This window comes from Streptomyces sp. NPDC054932 (assembly GCF_053610205.1).
In genome coordinates, this window is the sequence record NZ_JBSGXU010000091.1 from 1 (window position 1) to 23650 (window position 23650).

22 protein-coding genes and 2 pseudogenes are annotated in these 23650 nt (G+C 72.4%); 14 read left to right on the plus strand and 10 right to left on the minus strand.

Annotated elements, in window-relative coordinates; translation table 11 throughout:
• Both ACWGE1_RS23410 and ACWGE1_RS23415 read left to right on the plus strand, forming a co-directional pair.
• Positions 1 to 276, plus strand: a pseudogene (locus tag ACWGE1_RS23410) (hypothetical protein); the annotation flags it as partial.
• Between the two features lie 95 nt (positions 277 to 371).
• A complete protein-coding gene (locus ACWGE1_RS23415) occupies positions 372 to 2795 on the plus strand; it encodes a SpoIIE family protein phosphatase (protein ID WP_453422440.1) in 2424 nt (807 codons plus the stop codon).
• Positions 2796 to 2811: 16 nt separating this feature from the next.
• On the opposite strand, the gene ACWGE1_RS23420 is transcribed toward ACWGE1_RS23415, so the two are convergent.
• The 4 genes from ACWGE1_RS23420 to ACWGE1_RS23435 are packed head-to-tail and all read right to left on the minus strand — an operon-like array spanning position 2812 to position 4801.
• Positions 2812 to 3375 (minus strand): hemerythrin domain-containing protein, encoded by a 564-nt coding sequence (locus ACWGE1_RS23420; RefSeq protein WP_453422441.1) that lies wholly within the window; start codon positions 3373 to 3375, stop codon positions 2812 to 2814.
• Positions 3359 to 3709 (minus strand): hypothetical protein, encoded by a 351-nt coding sequence (locus tag ACWGE1_RS23425; RefSeq protein WP_453422442.1) that lies wholly within the window; start codon positions 3707 to 3709, stop codon positions 3359 to 3361. Before ACWGE1_RS23425 ends, ACWGE1_RS23420 begins: the two co-directional genes overlap by 17 nt.
• A 31-nt stretch (positions 3710 to 3740) precedes the next feature.
• On the minus strand, positions 3741 to 4256 hold the full coding sequence (locus tag ACWGE1_RS23430) for a hypothetical protein (protein ID WP_453422443.1): 516 nt from the start codon (positions 4254 to 4256) through the stop codon (positions 3741 to 3743).
• 2 nt (positions 4257 to 4258) lie between these two features.
• Positions 4259 to 4801 (minus strand): hypothetical protein, encoded by a 543-nt coding sequence (locus tag ACWGE1_RS23435; RefSeq protein WP_453422444.1) that lies wholly within the window; start codon positions 4799 to 4801, stop codon positions 4259 to 4261.
• A gap of 283 nt (positions 4802 to 5084) precedes the next feature.
• Here ACWGE1_RS23435 and ACWGE1_RS23440 point away from each other — a divergent pair, with 283 nt between their 5' ends.
• Together ACWGE1_RS23440 and ACWGE1_RS23445 are read left to right on the plus strand one after the other, a co-directional pair.
• Positions 5085 to 5702 carry a hypothetical protein gene (locus ACWGE1_RS23440; RefSeq protein ID WP_453422445.1) on the plus strand — a complete coding sequence of 206 codons (618 nt, stop codon included), beginning with the start codon at positions 5085 to 5087 and terminating at the stop codon, positions 5700 to 5702.
• A 249-nt stretch (positions 5703 to 5951) separates the two neighbouring features.
• A complete protein-coding gene (locus ACWGE1_RS23445; RefSeq protein ID WP_453422446.1) occupies positions 5952 to 6320 on the plus strand; it encodes a PRC-barrel domain containing protein in 369 nt (122 codons plus the stop codon).
• A 53-nt stretch (positions 6321 to 6373) separates the two neighbouring features.
• Here ACWGE1_RS23445 and ACWGE1_RS23450 read toward each other — a convergent pair whose 3' ends face one another.
• Together ACWGE1_RS23450 and ACWGE1_RS23455 are read right to left on the minus strand one after the other, a co-directional pair.
• Positions 6374 to 9151 (minus strand): glycoside hydrolase family 2 protein, encoded by a 2778-nt coding sequence (locus ACWGE1_RS23450; RefSeq protein WP_453422447.1) that lies wholly within the window; start codon positions 9149 to 9151, stop codon positions 6374 to 6376.
• A gap of 220 nt (positions 9152 to 9371) precedes the next feature.
• The gene (locus ACWGE1_RS23455; RefSeq protein WP_453422448.1) at positions 9372 to 10325 is read right to left on the minus strand and encodes a GlxA family transcriptional regulator; all 954 of its coding nucleotides are present in this window, start codon (positions 10323 to 10325) and stop codon (positions 9372 to 9374) included.
• A 220-nt stretch (positions 10326 to 10545) separates the two neighbouring features.
• Here ACWGE1_RS23455 and ACWGE1_RS23460 point away from each other — a divergent pair, with 220 nt between their 5' ends.
• From ACWGE1_RS23460 to ACWGE1_RS23470, 3 genes are read left to right on the plus strand one after another with little or no spacing between them, the layout of a single operon-like run.
• Complete coding sequence (locus ACWGE1_RS23460) at positions 10546 to 11214, plus strand: DJ-1/PfpI family protein (RefSeq protein ID WP_453422449.1); 669 nt, start codon at positions 10546 to 10548, stop codon at positions 11212 to 11214.
• 33 nt (positions 11215 to 11247) lie between these two features.
• Positions 11248 to 11412 (plus strand): hypothetical protein, encoded by a 165-nt coding sequence (locus tag ACWGE1_RS23465; RefSeq protein WP_453422450.1) that lies wholly within the window; start codon positions 11248 to 11250, stop codon positions 11410 to 11412.
• Position 11413: 1 nt separating this feature from the next.
• Positions 11414 to 11698 (plus strand): DUF3817 domain-containing protein, encoded by a 285-nt coding sequence (locus tag ACWGE1_RS23470; RefSeq protein ID WP_453422451.1) that lies wholly within the window; start codon positions 11414 to 11416, stop codon positions 11696 to 11698.
• Positions 11699 to 11725: 27 nt separating this feature from the next.
• Here ACWGE1_RS23470 and ACWGE1_RS23475 read toward each other — a convergent pair whose 3' ends face one another.
• Entirely contained in the window at positions 11726 to 13144 is a 1419-nt protein-coding gene (locus ACWGE1_RS23475; protein ID WP_453422466.1) for an MFS transporter, read from the minus strand.
• Between the two features lie 99 nt (positions 13145 to 13243).
• Here ACWGE1_RS23475 and ACWGE1_RS23480 point away from each other — a divergent pair, with 99 nt between their 5' ends.
• Both ACWGE1_RS23480 and ACWGE1_RS23485 read left to right on the plus strand, forming a co-directional pair.
• Complete coding sequence (locus tag ACWGE1_RS23480; RefSeq protein WP_453422452.1) at positions 13244 to 13603, plus strand: ArsR/SmtB family transcription factor; 360 nt, start codon at positions 13244 to 13246, stop codon at positions 13601 to 13603.
• Positions 13604 to 13726: 123 nt separating this feature from the next.
• Positions 13727 to 15103, plus strand: a complete 1377-nt coding sequence (locus tag ACWGE1_RS23485; protein ID WP_453422453.1) for a Fic family protein — start codon at positions 13727 to 13729, stop codon at positions 15101 to 15103.
• 116 nt (positions 15104 to 15219) lie between these two features.
• Here ACWGE1_RS23485 and ACWGE1_RS23490 read toward each other — a convergent pair whose 3' ends face one another.
• Positions 15220 to 15732: a hypothetical protein gene (locus ACWGE1_RS23490; RefSeq protein ID WP_453422454.1), complete on the minus strand. Its 513-nt coding sequence runs from the start codon at positions 15730 to 15732 to the stop codon at positions 15220 to 15222.
• A 109-nt stretch (positions 15733 to 15841) separates the two neighbouring features.
• Between ACWGE1_RS23490 and ACWGE1_RS23495 the strand changes: the two genes are divergently transcribed.
• The 4 genes and pseudogenes from ACWGE1_RS23495 (at position 15842) to ACWGE1_RS23510 (ending at position 20741) form a co-directional block, all read left to right on the plus strand.
• On the plus strand, positions 15842 to 16720 hold the full coding sequence (locus ACWGE1_RS23495; protein WP_453422455.1) for a hypothetical protein: 879 nt from the start codon (positions 15842 to 15844) through the stop codon (positions 16718 to 16720).
• A 167-nt stretch (positions 16721 to 16887) separates the two neighbouring features.
• Positions 16888 to 17730, plus strand: coding sequence for a hypothetical protein (locus ACWGE1_RS23500; protein ID WP_453422456.1), 843 nt, complete (start codon positions 16888 to 16890; stop codon positions 17728 to 17730).
• A 139-nt stretch (positions 17731 to 17869) separates the two neighbouring features.
• A pseudogene (locus ACWGE1_RS23505) lies at positions 17870 to 19263 on the plus strand (MFS transporter).
• Between the two features lie 98 nt (positions 19264 to 19361).
• Positions 19362 to 20741, plus strand: a complete 1380-nt coding sequence (locus tag ACWGE1_RS23510; RefSeq protein WP_453422457.1) for an AMP-binding protein — start codon at positions 19362 to 19364, stop codon at positions 20739 to 20741.
• A 79-nt stretch (positions 20742 to 20820) separates the two neighbouring features.
• Here ACWGE1_RS23510 and ACWGE1_RS23515 read toward each other — a convergent pair whose 3' ends face one another.
• On the minus strand, positions 20821 to 21504 hold the full coding sequence (locus ACWGE1_RS23515; RefSeq protein WP_453422458.1) for a formylglycine-generating enzyme family protein: 684 nt from the start codon (positions 21502 to 21504) through the stop codon (positions 20821 to 20823).
• Positions 21505 to 21512: 8 nt separating this feature from the next.
• The gene (locus tag ACWGE1_RS23520; protein WP_453422459.1) at positions 21513 to 22229 is read right to left on the minus strand and encodes a 4'-phosphopantetheinyl transferase superfamily protein; all 717 of its coding nucleotides are present in this window, start codon (positions 22227 to 22229) and stop codon (positions 21513 to 21515) included.
• A 104-nt stretch (positions 22230 to 22333) separates the two neighbouring features.
• On the opposite strand from ACWGE1_RS23520, the gene ACWGE1_RS23525 reads away from it, so the two are divergent.
• Positions 22334 to 23593, plus strand: coding sequence for a hypothetical protein (locus tag ACWGE1_RS23525; protein WP_453422460.1), 1260 nt, complete (start codon positions 22334 to 22336; stop codon positions 23591 to 23593).
• The last annotated feature ends 57 nt before the right edge of the window (positions 23594 to 23650 follow it).

Sequence of the window (23650 nt, forward strand, 5' to 3'; positions counted from 1 at the left end):
GCGCTGCAGCGGGCCGAGGAGCAGCTCGCCGAGGCGGCAGCCGCCCGGGACCGGGCCGAGGCCGACGCGACCGACCTGCGTGACGAACTCACCGCCTTGCGGCAACGGGTCGGGGCGGCTCAGCGAGCGGTCGAGGAGGCCCGGCGCCTCTACCGGCAGGCCGAGCAGGCTCATGCCGAGGCCGGCCGGACGGCGGCGAAGGCCGCGCGCCGGCTCGCGGAGCTGGACGGGAGCGAGGGCCCGAGCCCTCAGCAGCCGAGCGGTGGCGCTCCGTAGCCGATCGGCTTCCCGGCACGCAATGCGACGGCACTTCGGCCGACGGCCGACCGCAGGCCCCGCACCGGATTCGGTCGCCGTGCCATGCTCGAAGGGTGCAGACGGATCCGACGCCTCCGAGCGGTGGTGCGTCGCCCGAGGTACTCGCCCTGGCCAAGGTCGTGGCCAGGCTCCGGGCCGAGGTGGCGGACCTGGAAGGCCTTGCCTCCACCGCGGCGGTGCTGGAGCGGGCCAAAGGCGTGCTGATGGCCCGCGAGGGCGTGTCTGCCGATGCCGCGTACGAGGCACTGGTCGAACGGGCCGGGCGCGGTGGCAGGACGCTGATGGAACAGTGCTGGATCACCCTCGGCGGGATCCGGTCGCGGCCCACCGCAGCGCCTCCGAAGGCATCGGCCCCCGGCACGGCGGGCTTCGGGCCGGCCCCGGACGGCGCCCGGTCCGTCTTCAGCCCGGACCGCTATCTGCGCCATGCCACCGACGGACGCGGTGACGGCGACCCGCGCGAGCTCCTGGCCGGTCTGGCCGCCGCGCTGGCCGACGCCCGGAGCACGGGCGAGGCCGCCGAGGTCCTGCACGAGGCACTGCGCCACCCCCTCGGGGTGGACGGCGTGATGATCTACACGCTGAACGGATCCGGGCGGCTGGAGCTCATCGGCCATTCGGGGATCGACCAGGAACTGGCCGCGCAATGGCACGACATCCCTCCGTTGGCCGGAGTGGCCGCCCTGGAGGCGATCACGTCCCGCGAGCCCCGATGGCTGGACGATCCGGAACGGGACGCCGAAAGGTACCGGCTCATCGGGCCGCCGGACCGCTGGCCCACGCGCGCATGGATCCCCGTACCCGGCGACGAGACGGTCACCTGCGCCATCGGATTCTTCCGGAAGGCCCCGACCCCCTTCCGCGGCGGGGAACAGGCCCTGCTCCAACAGGCCGTGCGGCTCTGCGGCGGCCCCCTGCACGTCTTCGAGCGCCGCACTGCAGGGCCCGCGGACCCGGAGGTGGCCGCCGTTCAGAAGATCCTCGATGCCGTCTCCGGGGCGGCGATCCTCCTCGCGCCCCTGCGTTCACCGAAGGGCGAGGTGGAGGACTACCGCATCGAGGCGGCCGCTCCGGACTCGGTGGACGTGGCGGGCCGCCACGGCAGGGAACTGGTGGGCCGGCGGATCCTGGAGACCTATCCGACCGTGGCGGGAACACCCCTGTGGCAGGGCTATCTCGACGCCCTGGAATCCGGCGCCACCTACGAGGGCGAACCGTTCTCGTACCAGGAGGTGACCGTCGGGGTTCCCGAGACGTCCGTCTACTCCGTGCGCGCCACGCGACTGGCCGGCCGGCTGATCGTCTCGTGGATCCGCCACGACACCAGCGAACGCGAGATCCGCCGACTGGCCGACCTGCAGCGCCTGGGCAATCTCGGCTGGGCCGACTGGAACCTGGCCACGGACACCATCAACTGGTCCGACCAGGTGTACGCGATCTTCGACCGGTCGCCCGACCAGGGGCCCTTGAGGTTGGAAGAGCTTCCGCAGTGCCTCGTGCCGGACGATCTCCCGGCACTAGCCAACGCCGTGCAGCGGTTGCTGGGAGAGGGAACCCCGATCGATCAACCCTTCCGTATCAGCAGCGCGGGCGGGGTACGTCATCTGCGCATCGTCGCCGAAGCCGAGACGGACGCCTACGGCGCCCCCGTCGAGGTGCACGGCTTCTTCCAGGACCTCACCCCCCAGCGGGACGCCGAGCTCGCCCTGATGGAGAGCGAGCGGGCCGTCCTCGTCCAGCGGGGCGTGCTCCAGGCCGAACGGGCCATCGCCGCACGCCTCCAGCACGCACTGCTACCCATCCCCGAACAGTCGATCGACCTCGTCGGACTGTGCGTCGACATCGCCTACGTGCCCTCGGACACCGGAGTGAACGTCGGGGGCGACTGGTACAGCGCCATCGAACTCCCCGACAAGAACGCCCTCTTCGTCGTCGGGGACGTCGCCGGCCACGGGCTGGACGCCGTCGGCACCATGGCCCAGCTGCGCTTCACCGCCAAAGGCATGATCGTCACGGGCTCGGCGCTGCCCGATGCCATGGGCCGGCTCAATTCCCTCCTCCTGCACACGTCCGCCACCACGGCCACCATGATCATGGCGCGCTACAGTCCGGCGGAGCGGCGACTCGTCTGGGTGCGGGCCGGGCACCTGCCGCCGCTGCTGGTCCGCGGCGGCGAGGCGCGCTTCCTCCCCCTGCCGGAGGGAAACATCCTCGGAGCGTCCTTCGACTCCGTGTACGCGCAGGAGACGCTCCAGCTGGAGGCCGGCGATCACCTGCTCCTCTACACCGACGGCCTCATCGAACTGCCCGGGGAGAACATGGACCGCGGGCTCGACCGGCTCGCCGGGGCCGCCGCCAGGGCCATGGGCGGGGGATCCCCCGACCCGTTGCCCCGGCTCCTGGCGGCCCTGCACCCTGCCGGGCGGGACGACGTGTGCGTCCTGGACATCCACCTGCCGGACCCGAAGGTCACCTGAGGCAGCGGGCAGCGGCTCAGGAATCCTTGCCGCGGCCGCTCATCGCGTCACGGAGCCGGTCGACGAGGCCGACACCGGGCGCGAGGAGCTTGTTGGCCGGCGGCTCGTCCGGGAGGGACGGGTGGGGGCGCGTCGGTGCGGTCTTCTTGGCGCTGCGCACCTTCTCACCGAGCTCGTCGAGTGCCGCCGCCGAGCACGTGGCGCGCAGTCGCGGGAAGAGAACGGTCTCCTCCTCGGCGATGTGCTCGCGGATCTCGGTCATGAGCTTGTCGATCAGCCCGTCGAACCGGGGGTCGTCGGCGTCGCACCCTTCGAGGTCCTTCATGATCCGCTCGGCGGCCGCGTGGTCGTCGATCTCCTTGTCCGCGATGGCGTCCCCATCGGGCAGGTGCTTGCGCACGGCCGGATACAGGTACACCTCCTCGGCCACGGAGTGCCGAACCAGTTCGATGGTCAGCTTGTCCGCGCAGTCCTTCCTGCGGGGGTCCCCGGAGGGCAGCCCCCCGATGTCCCGGAAGAAGTCCTTCACCTCCTGGTGGTCCGTGGTCAGCTCTGCGATGACGTCACCGCCGTGGCCCATGGTGTTCTCCTTCGCTGTGGGTGGTGGGTAGTGGTGTGGTGCGCCGGTCGTGGCAACGGACGATGTGGCGGACGAGGATCCAGCCCCAGCCGCCGCTGCCGCCCAGGTGCGGAAGCCGGGTGACGGGCGGGACCGCGCTGGTGTCCGTGACGGTCACGACCAGGGCGGCGGCATCCGCGGCCGCCGGACGCACCGGATACTCGCGGTCGCCGCCGCCGTCACCGTCGCCGACGCCGTGCAGAAACCGGTGGGTCGCGGCGCGGGCCCGGCCGGCGGCGCTGACGTCGGACGGCAGATCGAGATGCCGCCGGGTTCGATCGCCGGAGGGAGTCATGTCAGACCGCCGACGTCGGGTGCGGACCGGCTCAGGTGTTGAGCAGCCGGTTGAAGAAGGACCGGTACTGCTGGAGCGCCAGCCGCAGGTCCTCCGTGGCCACCTGTTCGCCCTGGTCCCACTGGCCCTCCAGTCCCTGCTTGCGCGAGGAGAAGGTCTGGGCGAGCGCCTGCATCACCTCGGCCACCAGAGCGTCCGCCGATGTGACCGCTTCCTGCGGGTCGTCCACGAAACGGCCCTGGATCCGGGTCCACTTCGTGCGGTAGTCCTCCGCCTCCTCGGTGCCGAGCAGCGGCTCGTCCGCGGCGGCCGGCTCCCCGCCCTCGCGTCCGACTTCTGCCTCCTCCGTGGGGGTACCGTCGTCCCGGGTGTCAGCCGTTGCCTCTCCCGGGTACGTGGGCACCTGCCGCTCTTCGTCCGATCGAGCACCCGGCTCGGCAGCCGCCGTCCCGGGGTTCGCGATGTCCTCCGTCGTCAGCTCGGCCGAGCCGGTCCCGACCCGGTCTTCCCCGGCCGTCCTGCCCGTAGTGTCTGCGTGGTTCCTCATGTTCACCGGCTCCTCTGGTCGCTGAGCAACTCCTCGAAGAGCGCGCGGTAGTGCACCATCGCGCCGCGGAGTTCCTCCGTCGTCGTCCCGCCCCCACCGCTGCGCACCTTGACGTCGTGCGCGGCCCGGTAGTGCTCCAAGGTCCGTCCGTGTTCCACCGACAGATCGCGCAGCTGCCGGCTGAACCCCTCCGTGGGGTATCCGCGCTCGCGCATCAGTCGGGTGACCAGCTCGTCGGCCTCGCCCACAGAGCCCTCCGGACGGTCCACGAATCGCTCTTGGACGCCGCTCCACTCCTCCGTGTACTGGTGACGCCGCTCCGAGGGCAGTTCCTTGAGCTCGAATTCGGCGTGGCGCTCCTCGCGCGATCGAAGCTCGCGCTCCCCGGCCGTGCGGCCGCCTTCGGCCTCGACAGTGCGCTCGTACTCGGGCCCGAACCGGTTCTGCAAGTGGCGTCGGCGGGACATCGTCCACAGTCCGACGCAGAGTGCGATGACCACGACCGCCGCGATGACGATCACGATGATGAGCATGCTGTTCGACATGGCTCGCCTCCATCCGGGCCCTGATCGGCCTCTGCCACGCGGCTGCCCCTCGCACCACCGGTCAAACGCGGGCCCGGCCTTGTGCGGTATCCGGGGAAGTTCGGCGCACCGTGCGCGAACCGCCCTCGTAATCGGATCGGTCCGCCCTGGTTTGAAGGGCGGCAGGCTGGTCAGACGCCTGGGGTCACCCCTGTGCCCCACGTGAGCGCCGCGGGTCGAAGAAGCGTGCGGCCCGCGGATCCGTGTGGGCGTCCGGGACGTCCACAGTGATCGGAACCCCGCCATGAAAGCCCGCCCTGTCAGCCCGGAATCCCCGTCCTCCCCATCGCCTCCCGACACACAGCGCCTGCTCGCGATCTACCTCAACGACCACCTTGCGGGTGCCAGCAGCGGCGTCTGCCTCATCCGCCGCATGGCCCGGGTCCACCGCGGTACACCGGCCGGACCGCCCCTGGCCGAGCTCGCCGAGCAGATCGCAGAGGACCGGGAGAGCCTGCGCGAGATCATGACCGCCCTCGACGTCCCCGCGCAGTGGTCCCGGGTCGTCATGGGCCGCCTGGCCGAGAAGGCGGGCAGGGTCAAGCTCAACGGCCGCCTGGTGAGCCGCTCGCCCCTCAGCGACGTCCTGGAACTGGAGGCCATGCGGCTCGGCGTGGAGGGGAAGGCGTCGTTGTGGCGTTCGCTCGGCATCATCGCCGACACCCACAGCCACCTCGAGGGGGCTGCCGTCGACCGGCTCCTGACCCGCGCGCGGGAGCAGGCGGACGTACTGGAGGGACTGCGCGAGGAGGCCGCGCGACGGACGTTCACGCCGGGAGCCGCGGCCGCCGCCCCTTCCGGCCGGGGAAGCACCGACGGCGTACGACGGGCCGGCCCGTCACGAAGACCGAGGTGGGTCTGATGCGAGTCGTGGTCACCGGCGCCACCGGCAACGTGGGTACCAGCGTGGTGAAGACCGGTCGGCCACCGCGATCGAGGCCGTCGAGGCCTTCATCGAAGGGCTCCGCCTGGGATCCGGCCTCGACACCCCGCCCCTGGTCTGCTCCCGGGCGGGCGGCGCATGAGGTCCGGGGTGCGGGGCAGGCGGTGGGCGAAGTGCCCGAGCAGAAGTTCCGGCAGAACGACCTCCGACCTGAGGAGTGGTGTGATCATGCACGACGACATGTGGGCCTACCGGTCCGGAATCGTCCACCCGACCGGGGAGGACCTCACCGGATTCAAGGTGGAAGCGGCCGACGGGAGCATCGGCAAGGTCGACAAGCATGCGGCCGAGGTCACGGACGCTTACCTGGTCGTCGACACGGGCGTATGGATCTTCGGCAAAGAGGTCCTGATCCCGGCGGGCACCGTCACGCGCATCGACCGGGAGACGCGCACGGTGCACGTGGACCGGACCAAGGAACAGATCAAGTCCGCCCCGGAACTCCACCGCGACCACCACCTGGGCGACCCGGACTACCGCGTCGAGATCTCCAAGTACTACGGGGCCATCGGCCGACTCGGCGGACCCTTCGTATAGCCCTGCCGTGCCTCCGTGCCTGCCTGCCTCCGGGCACGCGCGGCCGGCGGGTGTCAGTTCACGCCCGGGGTGACGTGGGTGGTGGGGGTGTTCCAGCCCGAGACCCGGACCCGCGGCGCGCCACCCCGCACGTCGCCGGTCCGGTACTCGGCCGTCAGGACGGCGCTCTCCCCGGGCCAGAGGCTGATCCGGTTGTCGTCCCACCGGACCGGCAGCACCGGCGCGTCCCGGCCGTCGACCAGACGGACATCGGTCAGCAGGGCGGGCGTGTTGCCGCTGCCGGTGTTGCGGACGGTGACGGTGGTGGAGGAGCGCCCGCCCGCGTGGTGCGTGGTGCGTGCGGTCGCCGTCACCGTCGCGGCCGCGAGGGAGTTCAGGCCGGTGAGGTCGGCGTGGGCGGTGACCGGGGTGTGGTACCAGTCGGAGGAATCGTGGTCGAGGACGTCGGGGCGGGTGGAGAGCCAGTAGACGTTGCGGCTGACCTCGCGGCCGGCGCTGTCGGTGAGCGTCAGCCGGACGAGGTACGTGGAGCCCAGGCCGTCCACGGCGGCCGGAACGGTCAGTGCGGTGGTGTTCGCGCCGTCGCCGCCGACCCGCAGCCCGCCCGCGGTGCGGTCGTAGCGCGGGGTCCCGTCGGTGCCGAACAGGCTGACCCGTGCGCTGAGCCCGGACACGGCGCCGGGCCGGCGGTTGATGACGGTCACGGTCCGGTCGTCGTAGGAGTACTGGATGTGGAGGGGCTCGTTGGCCTTCTTCGCGCCGTAGTAGGCGCCGTCCTGGTCGAGGTAGCGGTCGACGAGCTGCCAGTGCAGTGAGGTCCAGCCGCTGTTGAACATCCAGTACACGACCCCGGTCGACGGGTCGTCGGCGTCCGTGGCGTTGCGGGCGTAGGCCTCGAACTGGGCGCGCACGTTCTCGTACTGGCTGAGCTGGGCCTTGGCCACATAGTCACCCAGGCCCCGTGGGGCGCCGTAGCGGCGGGTGAGGGCGTCGTTGAAGAGCTTCAGCGTGTTGAAGGTGGCGGAGGGGGAGCGGTGGTACTGCGGGGCGGAGGGCGACTTCCACAGCGTTTCGAGCTCGGCCGGTGAGAGCGTGCGGCGCAGCGTGTCGAGGGTCGGGACGGAGGGGCCGGCGCTCGTCTCGGAGTTGAATCCGGTCGCGCCGCCTTCGCGTTTGTCGTACCAGTACGAGGGCAGAACCCAGTCGTAGGGGCCGGTCATGCGCATGCCCGACGGGCCGCTGAGGGCCGTGCTGACGTCGGAGGCGGCGGGGATCACCGGAGTGGGCCAGTCGGCGGCGCGCAGGGCGTCGAGGTAGTCCCGTTCGGTCTCCGCGTCGGGGGCGAAGTCGCTGCCGATGAGGAAGGACAGCACGCTGGGATGGCTGCGCAGCCGGGCCGCCTCGGCGGCCATGGAGGCCCGGGCGGTGAGACGGTCGGCGGCGTTCCATTCCTCGCCCGTACCGGTGGGGTTGACCTCTCCCTCCCACTTGTTGCAGCACTCCCAGCCGGGCAGCGTCAGGATTCCGTGCCGGTCGGCGAGGTCGAAGAACTCATCCGGCTCGATGTGGCCCTCGAGGCGGAACGCGTTCAGGCCCGCGTCGAGTGCGGCCTTGATCCGGTCCTCCGCCGCGGTGGTGTCCCAGCGCAGCAGTTCGTCGGCCGACCAGCCCGCGCCCCGGATCAGGAGCGGGCGGCCGTTGATGACGTACTGGCGGGCGCCCGCGGAGTTGAGGGGTGCCTTCACCTCACGAATGCCGAAGGAGTGACGGACCGAGTCCGAGCGGCTGCCCGCCACCGCCGCCGTGAGTTCGAGTCCGTACAGGTTCTGCGGGCCCATGTCGGCGGGCCACCACAGGGCGGCCCGCTCCAGGCGCAGTTGCGGGTGCCGGTCCGGGGCGAAGGTGAGCGTACGGGTCTCACGGGCACCCAGGGTGACGTACTGGCGCAGGACGATCCCGGTGCCGCTGATGGCCGCGGTGACGGTCGCGGTGGCGGTCTCCTGCGAGTCGTTGCGGACCTGCGCCTTCACGGTCAGCTCGGCCGGGGGTGAGACCGAGGCCGGGGGCGTGAGGGGCGACGGGGCGGCGTCCAGACGGGTCACCACGTGCGCGTCGTGCAGCGACACGGCCCCCCGGCGGCGCACCAGGACATCACGGACGATGCCCATGTTGGCGTCGGGCGGCGGCTGCAGCCAGTCCAGCCAGCCCAGCGTGAGGTGCTTGCGCGGATCATTGGGCCGCACCCGGAAGGCGACCGTATTGGTGCCGGCCCGCACCAGCGCCGTGACGTCGAGCTCGTGCCGCGTGTACACACCGGCCACCTCGGCGGCGGAGGCGACCTGCCGGCCGTTGACGTACACGTCCGCCGCGGAGATCACTCCGCTGAAGTCCAGGGAGGTGCGCTCCGCGGTGTCGGGAAGCGTGAAGTCACTGCGGTACCACCACGGCACGGCGAAGTCACCACGGGGGATGCGCTGCTGGTCGGTGGAGTAGAAAGGGTCGGGGTGCGTGCCGTCGGCGACCAGGGCCGCGAGCACGGTGGAGCGGGGCCCGGCCCGGTGCCAGCCGGTCGTCGCGTAGCCGGGTGTGGACACGGCGGCCGCGGTGTCGGGGACTTCGGCCGTCGACCGGATCGCGTACCCGGTCAGCGCAGCGGTGCCGCCCGGCGCCACCGGCGTCGTCGCGGCGGGAGCGGAACCCGTTCCGGCCGGGAAGCGCGGGGCCGCGGCCGACGGGACGGCGGCGGGGGCGAGGAACACGCCCAGCAGGGCCAGAGCCACGGCGGCCACGCGGAGTCGCCGGGCGCGAACGGGGCGGGGGAGCTGGGACACGGTGGTCTCCGGGGAAGCTGGTCGGACGTCCGCGTGACACGAAGATCTTGTGACGGACCGTAACCCACCCGACCCCCAGGACGGTCCGGCGCGGCCGTACGGCGAGCCGCAGGCCCCGGCCCCGTCACCGCCGGGCGAGGAGCGCCCGGGCGGGCGGCCGGACGGCCCACCGAAGTCACCTCTTGGAGGGAACGCGTCCCCCGGCGGGAACGCGTCGCCGCTACGGCGCCTTCTGTGCCTGGAAGCTCCGCCGGTAGGCGTGCGGGCTGGTGCCGGTGAGGCGCTTGAATCGCTCCCGGAACGCGGTGGGGGAGCCGAAGCCGACCTGCGCGGCGATCCGTTCCACGGGGTGCGCGGTGGTCTCCAGCAGATGCTGCGCCCGGCGGATCCGCGCCCGGTGCAGCCACTGCAGCGGTGAGGTGCCGGTCTGCTCGCGAAAGCGCCGGTTGAGGGTTCGGACGCTCATGCCGCTCTGCAGGGCGAGTTCGTCGAGGGTGAGGTCGCGCCGGGCGTTGTCCTCCATCCAGAGCATGAGCGGCTCCAGCCGCGATCCGCGTGGGGCCGGCGGCTGGTCGTGCACGATGAACTGGGCCTGACCGCCTTCGCGCTCCAGCGGCATGACGGACAGCCGCGCGGCGTCCGCGGCCACCGCCGAGCCGAGGTCGCACCGGATCATGTGCAGGCACAGGTCCAGTCCGGCGGCGGCCCCGGCCGAGGTGAGCAGCTGTCCGTTGTCCACGTACAGCACCCCCGGGTCCACCTCGACGGCCGGATGGAGTGCGGCCAGCAGCTCGGCGGCCGACCAGTGCGTGGTGGCGCGCAGTCCGTCGAGCAGGCCCGTGGCGGCCAGTGTGAAGGCGCCCACGCAGATGGAGGCGATCCTGGTTCCCCGCGCGGCGGCCTGCCGCAGCGCGTCGAGGACCTCCTCGGATACGGGTGCCGCGGGATCGGCCGTACCCGGCACGATGATGGTGTCCGCCTCGGCCAGCTCCGTCAGCGGCCACGGTGCGCGCAGGGAGAAGGCTCCGGCGTCCACCTCCTCGGCGGCCGCACAGACGCGGACGCGGTACGCCGGGCGGCCGTCGGGAAGCCGGGTGCGCGTGAAGACCTCGATGGGGGTCGCCAGGTCGAACGGGATCACTCCGTCGAGGGCGAGCACGGCCACGGTATGCATGGCCCAACCATAGCGATGCGCGGGCACCGGCATGCGCGCGCTGGTGTACACGTGCGTATGTTCCTGCAGGTCGGAGAGTCACAGGCACTCCATGCACCAGTTGGCGGGAATCCGTTGGATGCTGGCATTCCAGCCTCTTTTCGGGTGCTGCGGACCATGACTAGCGTCGGGTGCCGGCGCCCCGTCCGCGCGCCTTCCCCGGAACAAGGAGACCTGTCCGATGCTGTGTCAGATCGTGCTGTTCGACGGCTTCGACCCCTTGGACGCCATCGCCCCGTTCGAGGTCCTCCACGCCGGCTCCCTCGCGACGGCGGGGAACCTGCGCGTGGAGCTGGTCTCCGCGGAGGGCCCGCGAGACGTACCCGGCGGCGCGGGACCGATCTCGCTGCGGGCCACCGCCCGACTCGACCCGCAGGGCGCCGACCTGGTCGTCGTACCGGGCGCCGCCGGCCCCCTGGGCAACCTCTCCGACCCGGACGTCCCGGTGAAGTCCGACTCCATTCCCGCGCTCCTCGGTCGCTCGCTGGAGACCGGCCTGCCCGCGCTCCTCAAGGAAGCCCTGGAACGGCCGGGATCGACCGTCGCCACGGTCTGCGGCGGTTCCATGCTGCTCGCCATGGCGGGGCTGATCGCGGGTCGCCGCGCCACCACTCACCACAGCGGACTCGGCCTGCTCGACGCGATGGGTGTGGTGGCGATCGACGCCCGGGTGGTGGACGACGGCGACCTGTTGACCGGCGCGGGCGTCACCTCCGGACTGGATCTGGGCCTCTACCTGCTGGAGCGCGAACTCGGCCCGCGCGTCGCACACGCCGTGGAGCGGCTCTTCGCCCACGAGCGCCGCGGCACGGTCTGGCGCGCCGCGGGCCCGGTTCCCGCGGCCTTCTGAAGTCCTCCGCTCCCGACCACCTGGATCAACAACGTGACAACGTTCCTCCTCTTCGTCCACAGCGTGGCCCCGGTGTTCGGCCCGGCGGCGGCGGTGCCGGCCGGCCAACCGGGCATGCACACAGGGCTGTTCAGCCGGCTGTGGGCAAGGGTCGGCGTGCTGGTGATCGTCCGCCCCGGATCCACCACGGGAGCCTGACGTGCATCCCACCAGCCGGCTCCTGCGGATCTCCGCTCCGGTCGAACTCGTCACCCTGGCCGTCCTGCTGGTCAACGTCGGCGTGCTGCACTTCGAGGCGCTCGCCTCGGTCGTCGGCCCCCTGCATGGCTGTGCCTACCTGATCGTCATCATCGCGGCGGCCCGTGAGACCGCCTCGGACCGGACGGCCGTCGTACTGTCGGCCGTCCCGGGCATCGGGGGCGTCATCGCCCTGCGCCGACTGGACGCGCGACGTACACCGCCCGATCGCCCCGGGGCCGGTTGACCGGGCGGGGCGGTCACCGCCCGGGGCTCAGCTGCGGGTCCGGCTCGCGCCCATCGGGCCGTGCGCGTGCGCCGGATCGGCGACCGGGTGGTGGTGGCGCCGGCCATCGGGTGCCCGGTCCGCGTCGGTCAGGTGCGGGTGGCCGACGGTCGGTGCGGCGTGGGCGTGCGGCCGGCTGCCGCGCTCGCCGGGGGACCACAGGCGTACGGCCAGCACGGACGCCGTGAACGCGATCGCGCCCAGGGCGATCACGGCTGCCTGCAGTCCGGCCGTCGCGCCCAGCCAGCCCGCGAGCGGGTAGGTCAGCAGCCAGCACGCGTGCGAGAGCGAGAACTGCGCGGCGAACGCCGAGGCGCGCTCCTCGGACGGCACCGCGCGGCGGATGAGGCGACCCGTCGGGGTGAGGACCATCGAGCAGGCGGCGCCGAAGGCGGCCCAGGCGGCGAGCAGAGCGGGCCAGCGCCAGCCGCCCGCGCCCGCCGCCGTGATGGCGCCCAGGGCGCCGAACACGGCCGTCAGGAGGAATGCGCCGCGCAACATCACCGTACGGTCCTCCATCGCGTCCAGGAGGCGGGGCAGCAGCAGGGCGACGATCATGGAGCCCGCGCCGTACGCGCCGAGGGCGAGGGCGACGTCGCTCGTGGCCCGCCCGAGGTGGTCGCGCACGTAGACGACGGTGTTGACGGTGACCACGGCGCCGGCGGCGGCCACGGCGAGGTTGAGGGACAGCAGGGCGCGCAGGCTCGGCGTGGTGAGGAACAGACCGGTGGCGCCGGTGGTCCGTGTGTCCTTCGGGCGCTCCCCGGGCTCCCTGTCCTCCCCGCTCTGCCCGCCCTCCCTGCCCTCCCTGCCCTCCCCGCGTGAGGCGGCCGGAGAGGACTTCGGCAGTACCGCCGACACCACCAGCGCGGCGGAGGCCACGAAGCCGGCCGTCGTCCCCAGGAACAGCCAGTTGTAGCTCATGAAGGCCAGCAGGGCGGCGGCCAGCGCAGGGCTGAAGAGGCTCTCCAGGTCGTAGGCGAGGCGTGAGAGCGACAGGGCCCGGGTGTAGTCCCCCTCCTCGGGCAGCACCTCGGGGACGACGGCCTGGAAGGTGGGGGTGAAGGCGGCCGAGGCGGCCTGGAGCGCGAAGATCAGGACGTAGACCTGCCAGATCTGGTCGACGAACGGCAGGGTCAGGGCGACCGCCGCCCGGATCAGGTCGGCGCCGACCATCAGGGTGCGCCGGGGCAGGCGGCCGGAGACGGCGCCGATCGCCGGAGCGATCGCCACGTAGGCCGCCATCTTGATCGCCAGGGCCGTGCCCAGCACGGAGCCCGCCCGGGCGCCCGCGATGTCGTACGCGAGCAGCCCCAGGGCGACGGTGGCCAGCCCGGTGCCGATGAGGGCGATGACCTGGGCGGTGAGCAGATGGCGGTAGGTGCGGTTGCGCAGGACGGACAGCATGTGGAGGTCCTTCGCGAGCGGAAGCTGACCCATCCAACATACGACATCATGTGCGCACGTGCGCACATGATGGAGTGATCGTGCGCCTACCCTGTTCCCATGTCCACGAGCGAACCAGCCCCCGTTGCCGCGCATACGCATCTGCGTACGCCTGACGATGCCCGCCTGGCCGAGGCGGCCGGGGTATTCGCACTCCTCTCGGACGCCACCCGGCTCCACCTGCTGTGGCTGCTGGCCCTTGAGGAGTCCGACGTGGGCTCACTCGCCGAGCGGTGCACCGCCTCTCGGACCGCGGTGAGCCAGCACCTGGCCAAGCTGCGCCTGGCCGGCCTGGTGGAGGGACGCAAGGAGGGCCGGTTCGTGTTCTACCGCCTGAGCGACGGGCACCTGCGCCGCCTCGTCCTGGAAGCCCTGAGCCACGCCGACCACCGCGTGACCGGCGAGGCCCCGCACGACTGACACGGCCCGGTGCGGGTGAGCGGGTCGTCCGCCGACACCCGGTACGGCCGACGCCACCGGGTCCGTCGGGCCCGCGAAACAAATCCACTTGAACGGGTTCCGGTGGAGAGGCAGTCTTGCGCGATGATCGTTGAGCTGGCTCCCGCCTACCTGAGCTGGGACGACGTGGATCCCGCCCGGTACCCCTTCGACAGTGCCTCGGCGGCGCGGGTGGTGCGGTCGCTGGGGCCCGCCCGGTGTGTGCCGCAGCGCCCCGACCTCCGCCCCGGCGACCGTGCGATGAACGCCTGGAACTGGGACCGGGGCAGGGTGTGGGCCGATGCCATGTCCCATGCCCTGGCCGTCCACTACGGCCCGTGGGTCGCCGGGTGGCGTTGGGCGCACGACGAAGGGGACTTCGACGGAGGCCCGGTCGGCAACTGGTGCTGTCCCGCGCACTCGATCACCAACTCGGAGGAGACGCTCGACCGCGTCGTCGCGGCACTCTGCGAATGGCGCGCCTGGCTGGAGAGCCTCGCCGACTGGTTCGAGAGGTACCCGCTGGACCTGAGCTCGGTCGAGGACCAGCGGATCCTGTGGGAGAGCGCCGCCCGGAACCTGATCCTCCAGGTCGTCGACCGCACCGGCTGCGGCAGCGGCTGGTACGGGCACTGCCGTCAAGTACTGACCTGGTTCCTCAGCCACTGGGGAATCGGACCCGCCCTCGCGGAGGATCTGGTCGGCGAGGCGATCGGCGGCCGGTTCAAGAGCTGGACCGGACCGGACACGGTCCTGGTCGGCAGCGTCGCGGAGCGGCTCGCCCAATCGCTGCAGCCGCAGGCCGGCTCACGGCCCACCCCGTCGGCGCCGCAGCCGGACTCCCTGCAGAGCTGGCTCGCCGTGCGCGAGACCGTGCCGTGGCAGGAAGCCCGGCACCAGGGCGGGGAGGAACCGGTCACCCCGTCACGTGACGGCGCTGCCGAGGACATCCGCACCTTCGACGGGGCCTTGGACCCGGCCCGGGCCGAAGGCATGCTCGCAGCCCTGGAGTTGCTGCGCGCCGAAGCGGCGCACGGCGCCACCCTCGACTTCGAGATGCTCCGCCGCTGGCAGCAGCACGTCCTGGGCACGCCCCTGCCACCGGCCTTCCGGGAGCTGCCCGCCTTCGCCAAGCGGGGCAGGGAGCGCTACGGCATAGCCCCGGACACCCGAGCGCGCCTCGACGCCTGCCTGGCCGAGGCCACGAAGGACGACGCCCGGCCGCTCCCGCTGACCGCACGCGCCGCGCGCGCCTACCTCGACGTCTGCTTCTTCCACCCGTTCGACGACGGCAATGCCCGATCCGCCTTCCTGGCCCTGCTCTTCGTCCTCGCCCGCGAGGGCGTCACCCTCGACGGGGTCGGCCTGCTCCGCCGCGTCACTTTCCAGGCCGACGCTCCCCGGGACGCCCTCGCCCTCGCCTCGTACATCGACACCCACCTGATGGGGACCCGGAGCCGCGCCGCCGAGCCCGACTCCTGATGGTTCGGCGAGCTGCCGAGAGGCTGGCCGCACCTGAGGACTGCGCCCGGCTGCCCGCCCTGCGGACGCAGCCCCGTCCGGCCCGGCCGACGGCTGCCTGAACCGTCGCCCGGAGATCACGTCCCGCTTTTCGTGCCGGGCGGAGGCAGAGCCGTGAGGGGGTCCTCGGCAAGGTGGACGACGTGCGCGAGCGCGTACCCGTAGGCGGGCCGGGAGAAGACGAACGGTCCCATGGGGAGGTTGCCCCAGGCCCGGCGGTGGGGCTGGTGGAAGGCGGACCATGTGACGGTCTCGGCGGTCGCGGTGATGCGGGCGAACAGGGGCCAGCATTCCCATATGCCGCAGGAGCAGCCCAGCACCACGGTGGCGTCCGTCGCCCTGTGCCGGAGGTTCGGGGCGGCGTCGCCGAGGAAGTGGGGCACGGGGTCAAGCAGGTCGGACTCCGCCATTCCGTAGTACTGGTGGAACAGGAAGTCCTCCGTGTCCTCCGGCGTCCGCTCGTAGCGGCTCTTCTCCTGCTGCCACAGGGGGCGGGTGGCATCAGCGGCATGGACCCGAAGGTCGGACCCGTCGACGCGGATCCCCCACTGCCGTGCGGACGCGTAGGTGAAGAACTCGATGTGCTGCATTGGAACCATTCTGTGCGGTCGGCGCCGGAAGCTCGAGGCCAGGGCGACGGCTGAATTCCCCGCGCGTCCGTGCGCGGTGCGGCCGGGCCGACACCTCTATGGTCGGAGAGTGACCACTTGGTTTCCCCCGTTGTCCGAGTACGCCCTCGCCCGGCGCTGCCTCCGCTGTGGAGCGGTACCCGGCGAAGCCTGTAACGCGCCCCGAAAGAACGCCCGGTCGGCCCGGGCGGACGACACCGGCGCCGATACGGGGAAGGCCGCTGCCGCCGACGACCCGGTCAACCGGATGCACGCCCCACGCGTGGACGCCGCGATCCGGCACTACCACCGCGACATCGGCAGGGCTCCTCAGCCCGACGCACGGGTTCCGGGGCAGCGCTACGACACACTGCACACGGCGCCGGCGCCCGCGCAGCCACGGGCCGCGGCAGCCGCGGCAGTTCGCCCACCCGCCCATCGGTCCCGGTCCCTGGCAGACCGGGCCGCCGCCGTCTTCGGCAGGGAAGGGGGACATGTGCGCTGGCCGTACGGGCTGCAGCAACCGGCTCCCCCCAGGACGAGGACGGACGAGGCCCTCACCCGGTACGAGGCGGCGGTCGCGGAACGGCAGGCCGCCCAGCACCGGATTACCACCTGGGCCGAGTCCCTCGGGCTCAAGCAGAGCCAGTCCGGCTGCTGCCCACGCTGGCTCCAGCGCCGGCGCAGCAGCCGGTGCAGGCCGTGGGCGTGCACGCAGTACGGCGGCAGCGGCCCGGACCACGACTGGCTCGACCACCTGGTCACCTGGACCCACCAGGGGAAACCCGCCGTGATCACCTCCGCGCCGTACAGCGTCGGTTCCCAGGACCGGTCCCGGCTCACCTGGTGGACCCGTGAAGACCCGCGACTGTCCTTCGGCCTCGGCACCGGCTGGTACGGGTCCGGCACCACCCAGATCGTCATGTGGCGCGCCGATCTGGTGCGAGCGGCCCCACTCACGGCCGACTGACCCCTGTCGGTAGGTGCGGGCCGTTGGGGTGCCCGCCACGGACAAGGGGCTGCTCCCACGCACGCACCGGTTCCCGGGAGCACACCCCGCCGGGGCACGCCCGGCGTGACGATCGAGCGTACGTTTCGCTGCCCGCCCCTCGCCGTCCCCGGCACTAGGCTCGGGCCGTGGGACAGCCCGAGCAGCTCGTCGAAGGCGCAGGACCGTTCACGACCCGGCGGACCTGGCAGCGCCCCGCAGGGGACACCGTGGTCTGGGACTCGCGGCTGGCCCGCAAGCGCGGCACGCTGTCGGTCCGCGGTCCGCAGGACACGGCCGCCCGGCCCTCGGCCGCCGACCCCGAGGCACTGCGCCGCCTGCGCAGGCTCAACACCGTCGCCTCCGGTGCGTTCGTCATCGGCGGCGCGCTCTTCGCCCTCGGCGCCGCGATCGCCCAGTTCGGCTCGGGCGACCCGCTCCAGAGCGCATGGGTCTACTTCGCCGGGGGCCTGTTCTTCAACACGGGCGGCTACGTCTCGCTCCTGCAGGTGCTGAACGCGCCCCGCCACGCCCCCGGGGGCGGCTTCCTGGCCACCGGCGGCTGGCGGTGGTGGGGGTACGAGCCGATGCGGCTGGACTGGCTGAGCACGTTCGTCCTGTTCACCGGGACCCTCGTGTTCGGCGTCAACCTGCTGGACTCCTTCCTGCAGGGCCTCACCGCCCAGCAGGTCAACCGGCTGATCTGGACCCCCGATGTGATCGGATGCCTGCTGTTCCTGGTGTCGGGCCATCTCGCCTTCGCCGAGATCTGTCACCGGTCCCGAATCTGCTTCCGCTCGCGCAGCCTCGGGTGGTGGGTCGTGGCCGTCAATCAGATCGGTTCGGTGCTGTTCATGATCTCGGCGCTGGCCGCCTTCACCCGGCCCGCCACCGGAAGCCTGGTCAACGCCGGCGTCGCCAACTGGGCGACACTGACCGGCGCGCTGTGCTTCTCGCTCGGCGGCGTGCTCCAGCTCTTCGAACGGCCGTAGACGGGCGCCGAGCGTCCGCGACCGCGGCCGGACTGCGGACCGTAGCCGGCCGCTCCACAATGGGACGAGGGCAGGCACGCGGCGGCCCTGCAGCCCTCGAGCGGTGTCCCGACTGCGTCCGGCCGAGAGGAACGCCCTCATGCGCGCTCAGTCACCGCCCGCCGCGCGGAGGAGGACGGGAGCCTTCGTCGCGGTCGCCGTGGCGCTGTTCTGCATCCAGCTCGACTTCTTCGCCCTCAACCTCGCCATCCCCGGCATCGCGGCGGAGCTCGGCGTCACGGTTTCGGCCGCGCAGTGGACCCTCTCCGCGTACATGCTCGCCATCGGCTGCTTCTTCATCGTCGGCGGCCGTGTGGGCGACGTCTTCGGACGGCGCGGCACCCTGCTCGCCGGCATCACCCTGTTCACGGCCGGTTCCGTGGGCTGCGCGCTGGCTCCCGGACTCGGCCTGCTGGTGGCGGCCCGCATCGCGCAGGGGGTGGGCGCGGCGTTCGTCTTCCCGAGGAGAGCCGGGCCAGGGCCCTGGGCGCGGTGTTCGGCGTGGCCAATATCGGGACCGCGCTCGGGCCCTTCGTGGGCGGAGGGTTCACCGAGGGGCCCGGCTGGCGCTGGATCTTCTGGCTGATGGCGCCGCTCGGCCTGCTCTCGCTGCTCGCCGCCCTCGTGTACGTACCGGACTCGCGCGACACGTCGGTGCCCCGCGAGCTCGACCTCCTCGGCTGCGCCCTGATCGTGTGCTCGCTGGCCGCGGTGACCCTGGCCGTGGAGCGCGGTGACGCCTGGGGCTGGGCGAGCGCACGCACGCTCGCCTGCTTCGGCCTGGCCGTGGTCTCCGGCGGGCTGTTCCTGGTACGGGAGCGGCGCGCCCGGCACCCGCTGGTCGATCTGCGGCTGTTCCGCAACGTCCCGTACGTTCTGGTGACCGGGATGGGCTCGCTCGCGAACATGGGCTACGGCGTCACCGTCTTCCTCGCCACGCTCTACCTCCAGGACGTACGCGGGCTCTCACCGCTCATGGCGGGCACGGTGTTCCTGGCCCCGGCCCTGCTGGTGGCGGTCAGCGGGCCGCTCGGGGCGCGGCTGGCCCGGTACATGCGGCCGACCGCGGTGATGGCGCTCGCCGGGGCCGTCGCGGGCACGGGGATGTACGCGCTGGCACAGGTCGGCGCATGGTGGCTGTACGTGCCGGTGTTCGCGTGGTGCGGCCTCGGCCTCGGGCTGGGCTGGACGTTCTCCAGCGTGGCGACCCAACAGGTCGTCGCACCGGCCAGGGCGGGGGAGGCGTCGGGCGTGCTGCTGACGTTCCTGGTCACGCTGGGTGCGATCGCCCTCGCCGGGACAGCGGCGGCGATCTCCGCCATGACGCCGCAGCGGCCGCCCGAGGAGGCATACGACGCGATCCTGCAACTGGGCGGGGTGGTCATCGTCGCAACGGCGGTGGTCGTCATGGCCGTACGCCATCGGCTCGTCGTGCTCGGCAGGATCCCGCCCCTGTCCATGCGGGCGGACGAGGACGGGCGGGCGCGGCCATGAGGCCGTCAGGACCGGCCGTGCGCAGGACGACGGCGGCCTCGGTGCGCCCGTAGGCTGGCCCGGTCGTTCCTGCCCGTTGTCGATCGGAGCCCGCCGTCATGCTGACTGCCCTCACCGGCGTTTTCGGGGACCGCGCGGACGCCGTCACCGTCGCCGGCCGCACCGCCTCGTACGAGGAACTCCTGGGTGCGGCCGAAGCCGTGGCCGCAGATCTCCTCCAAGGCCGGGTCCCGGCCTTCGCGGTGACCGCGACCGCTTCGCTGGAGACGGTTGCCGCGGTGGTCGGCGGACTGCTCGCGGGAGTGCCCTGCGTACCGCTGCCTCCCGACGCCGGGCCGGCCGAACGCGACCACATCCTGCGCGATTCCGGTGCCCGTCCGATCGAGGTGGACTTCGCCCGCCGTACGTCCGCCTCCCGTCCCGCGGCGCCGGATGCGTCCGGGTCCGGCACGGCGGGGCCCGGGGATCCCGCGCTGATCCTCTACACCTCCGGGACGACCGGCGCCCCCAAGGGAGTGGTCCTCAGCACTGCCGCGATCACCGCCGACCTCGATGCGCTGGCCGCCGCCTGGCAGTGGAGCGCGGAGGACACCCTGGTCCACGGGCTGCCGCTGTTCCACGTCCACGGGCTCGTCCTCGGCGTACTGGGAGCCCTGCGTACCGGGAGCCGTCTGGTGCACACCGGCCGGCCGTCGCCGGAGGCGTACGCGGCGGCGGGCGGGAGCCTGTTCTTCGGCGTGCCCACGGTGTGGTCGCGGATCGCGGCCGAGCCGGGGGCGGCCGCCGCGCTGTCGGGTGCCCGCCTGCTGGTGTCGGGGAGCGCGGCCCTGCCCGCGCCGGTCTTCCGCGATCTGGAGCGTCTGACCGGGCACCGGGTCGTTGAGCGGTACGGGATGACGGAGACGCTGATCACGGTCAGCGGGCGGGCGGGAGGCGAGGTCCGTCCCGGTGCGGTCGGTACCCCGCTCGCCGGTATCAGCACGCGCATCGCCGCCGAGCCCGGCGGCGAGATCGGTGAACTCCAGTTGACCGGGCCGACCTTGTTCTCCGGCTACCTGGGCCGGCCGGAGGCCACGGCCGCCGCCTACACGGAGGACGGCTGGTTCCGGACCGGGGACATCGCTGCCGTGGACGGGGACGGCGTGCACCGGATCGTGGGCCGGGCCTCCACGGACATGATCAAGTCGGGTGGGTACCGGATCGGCGCGGGCGAGGTCGAGAACGCGCTCCTGGACCATCCCCGGGTGAGTGAGGCGGCCGTGGTCGGCGTCCCGGACGCCGATCTCGGCCAGCGGATCGTGGCGTTCGTCGTCGCCGAGGGCGTCACCGGCGCCGAACTCACCGATTTCGTCGCGGCGCACCTGTCGGTGCACAAACGCCCGCGCGAGGTCCGTTTCATCGCTGCGGTCCCGCGCAACGCGATGGGCAAGCCGCAGAAGCGGCTCCTGCTGGAGGGGGAGGGCCGGGAACGGACCTGAGGCGCGCGTACGGGTGCGGGCCCCGGGGCGTGCCCGCTGCGCCCAGCCCCTGCCGCTGCCCCTGTCCTTGCGGGGCGGGTCAGGGGGCGTCGTTGCGTGCGAGGCGCAGTCCGACGTCCTCGATGCGCAGCGTGGGGTGGCTGCGGCGGCGTACGGAGGCGCGGCAGCTCCAGTGCTCGTCGTACCAGCCGCCCCGCAGGATGCGGTAGGAGCCGTACACCTCGGGGTCGTAGAGGTCCCAGCACCATTCCCAGATGTTGCCGAGCATGTCGTAGAGGCCCCAGGCATTGGGCTGTTTGCCGCCGACGTCGTGGATGCGCTCGTCGGAGTTGCCGCGGTGCCAGGCGATGTCGTCCAGGGGGCCGTACCGGGGTCCGGAGGTGCCGGCCCTGCAGGCGCGCTCCCATTCGGCTTCGGTGGGCAGCCGGTAGCCGTTCGCGGACCGGTCCCACTCGATGTCCCCGCCCGCAGTGTCTTCGGTGGTGCGGGGGAGGCGGTAGGCGGGTGCGAGCCCTTCCTGCAGGGACCGGGCGTTGCAGTAGTGGACGGCGTCCCACCAGGAGATGTTGTCCGCGGGCAGCCGTCCGCTGTGTCGGGTGTCCGCTTCGCGGGCCGGGGCGTCGGGCTGTGCTCCGGTGGTCTGCGTGTACTGGGCCAGGGTGACGGGGTGGGTGGCGAGCCGGAACGGCGCGACGTCGACGGTCCAGGTGCGTGCGGTACGACGGTCGGTCAGGGTGACGGGTCCGCCTGGGACGGCGGTCATGGTGGTGGTCACGGTGCGGGGGGCTGCGGGTGGGTGATGGCGAGGGCGGCGGTGTAGCCGGCGGGGGTGGGGAGGTCGGTGAGGACGTGGCCGGGGGGTTGGGTGGGCGTGGGGTGGGTGCCCACGTAGGGATGGACGAGCCCTTGGGCGAGACCGGTGCCGGTGGCTTTGAGGCAGGCTTCCTTGCGGGTCCAGACGCGCGCGAGTGCTTGGGGGCGCTCGGGGGGTGTGAGGGCGTTGAGCTCGGTGGTTTCCGTGGGGTGGAGGGAGTTGATGATGTCGGTGACGGTGTTGGTGTCGGGTGTCTGTTCGATGTCGATGCCGACGGGGTGGGCGGCGAGGGCGATGTAGGCGAGGTCGCCGCTGTGGGAGAGGGAGAAGTGGAGGGGGCTGCCGGTGACGGCAGGACGGCCGTGGGGGCCGCCGCAGCAGGGGCAGGTCTCCCGGGTGAGGGGGACGGTGTGCGGGGGGAGCCGGAGGTAGCTGCCCAGGAGGATGCGCAGTCCCAGGTGCGAGGTGATGTAGCGGTGACGTGCGCCGGGGAGGAGGAGGCGGGCGGCCTTCTCGCGCTCGCCGGTGTCGAGGACGGTGTCCGCGTCCGTGGTGGGGTGACCGCCGACGGTGTGGAGGGTGGTGTCCAGGGACCACACCACGGCGGTGGTGCCGGTGGGGGGTGGCCCGGTGTGGGGTGGGGTGACGCCGAGTTGGTTTACGTGTTCGATCATCCGACCGAGGGTAGACCAGGCGGCCGTGCACCGGGCCGGGTGTCCCGGTGGCGGGTGAGGTCGTCGGTTGGGCGTGGTGGGGGTCGGGTGAGTACGGTCTGCTCATGTTCTTCGATGGAGCTGGGCAGCGGCGGGGGCATGTTCTGCTGATAGCCGGGGATGCTGCGGTGCGGCGTCGTGCGGTGCAGTTGGCTCCGAGCGCCAACCTTGCGGCGCTCGGGATGGTGCCGGCGTCGGTGCTGTTGAGCGGCGGGCTTCCCACGGACACGGTGTGTCTGGACGGGGTGCGGGATCCGAACACGGTGCTGGCGCGGTTGCGGGTGGCCGCGGCGACCCCGGGTCCGTTGTTGTTGTACGTGTCGGGGCGGTTGACGGCCGATCGTCGGGGGCGCCGTCTGTACCTGGCGCTGGCCGGAACGAGCGCGTCGTCCGTGCGCTATACGGCGGTGCCCTGGGAGTGGCTGAGTGGTGAGCTGCGGGGGCGGCCTGCCGGCCTGACGACGGTCGTCGTCGATCTTGCGGCTGACAGGGAGGCGTGGCCGCTGCTGGGTGAGTACGGGAGTCTGCCGGCGGTTGCCCGCGCCGAGGTCTACGGGGTGGTGTGCCCGCCGGGTTTCGCGGGGGGCAGCGGTGCGGTGAGCGGTTACACCCGGCACTGGATCGATCAGTTGCGGCGTGCCCCGGTCCGACCGTCCGACGTGCAGTTGCATGCGCTGGCGGCGGGTGCTGCGGGTCTTCCGCCGGGTGCGTTGGTCGTGCCTACGGCGCGTGAGCTGGGTATGCGCCCGGGTCCGCAACAGCCGACGCACGAACACGAACACGAACATCAACACCTACCCCGCCAACACCAACCCCACCAACATCAGCCGCAGCCACAGGACGTGCAGGAGCTGCGGTTGCGACCGCCGGGCGGGGAGGGAGGCGGGGACCCGCGGCCGTACATCCATGCGCTCGCCGTCGGAGGCCGCCACGATGAGGCGGCGGCCGTTGCCCGGGCCTGGGAGGAGCATGCGGGGCAGGCGTACGGGTATTCCTCGTTCGAGGCCGTGCAGTGGACCGAGATCCGCGCTGATCTGGCGCGGATGGCGGGTGACTTCGCGCTGGCCACCGGGCTGTGGACCGGAGCGTGCCGGGTGCGTCTGGCAGGTCAGGGCGTGGCCGCTGCCGAGGTGCATGCTGCGGCCGCGGGTGCCCTGTACTGCTGGACGCAGGTGAGGGAGCGGGGTCAGGCGGTGGAGTCGGGCCCCGGGTTGGTCGCCGTACTGCAGGTGCTGCCCGCACTGGATCCCCGATATCTGCAGTTGGTGCAGGCGCGCCTGGAGGCGCTGCAGGCACCCGGCCTGCCACGTGCGGTCCGCACCTGACGGCCGGGTACGCCCGGTGGCAGAGCCCACCGGAATCCCGGCGCCGTCCCGGCCTCG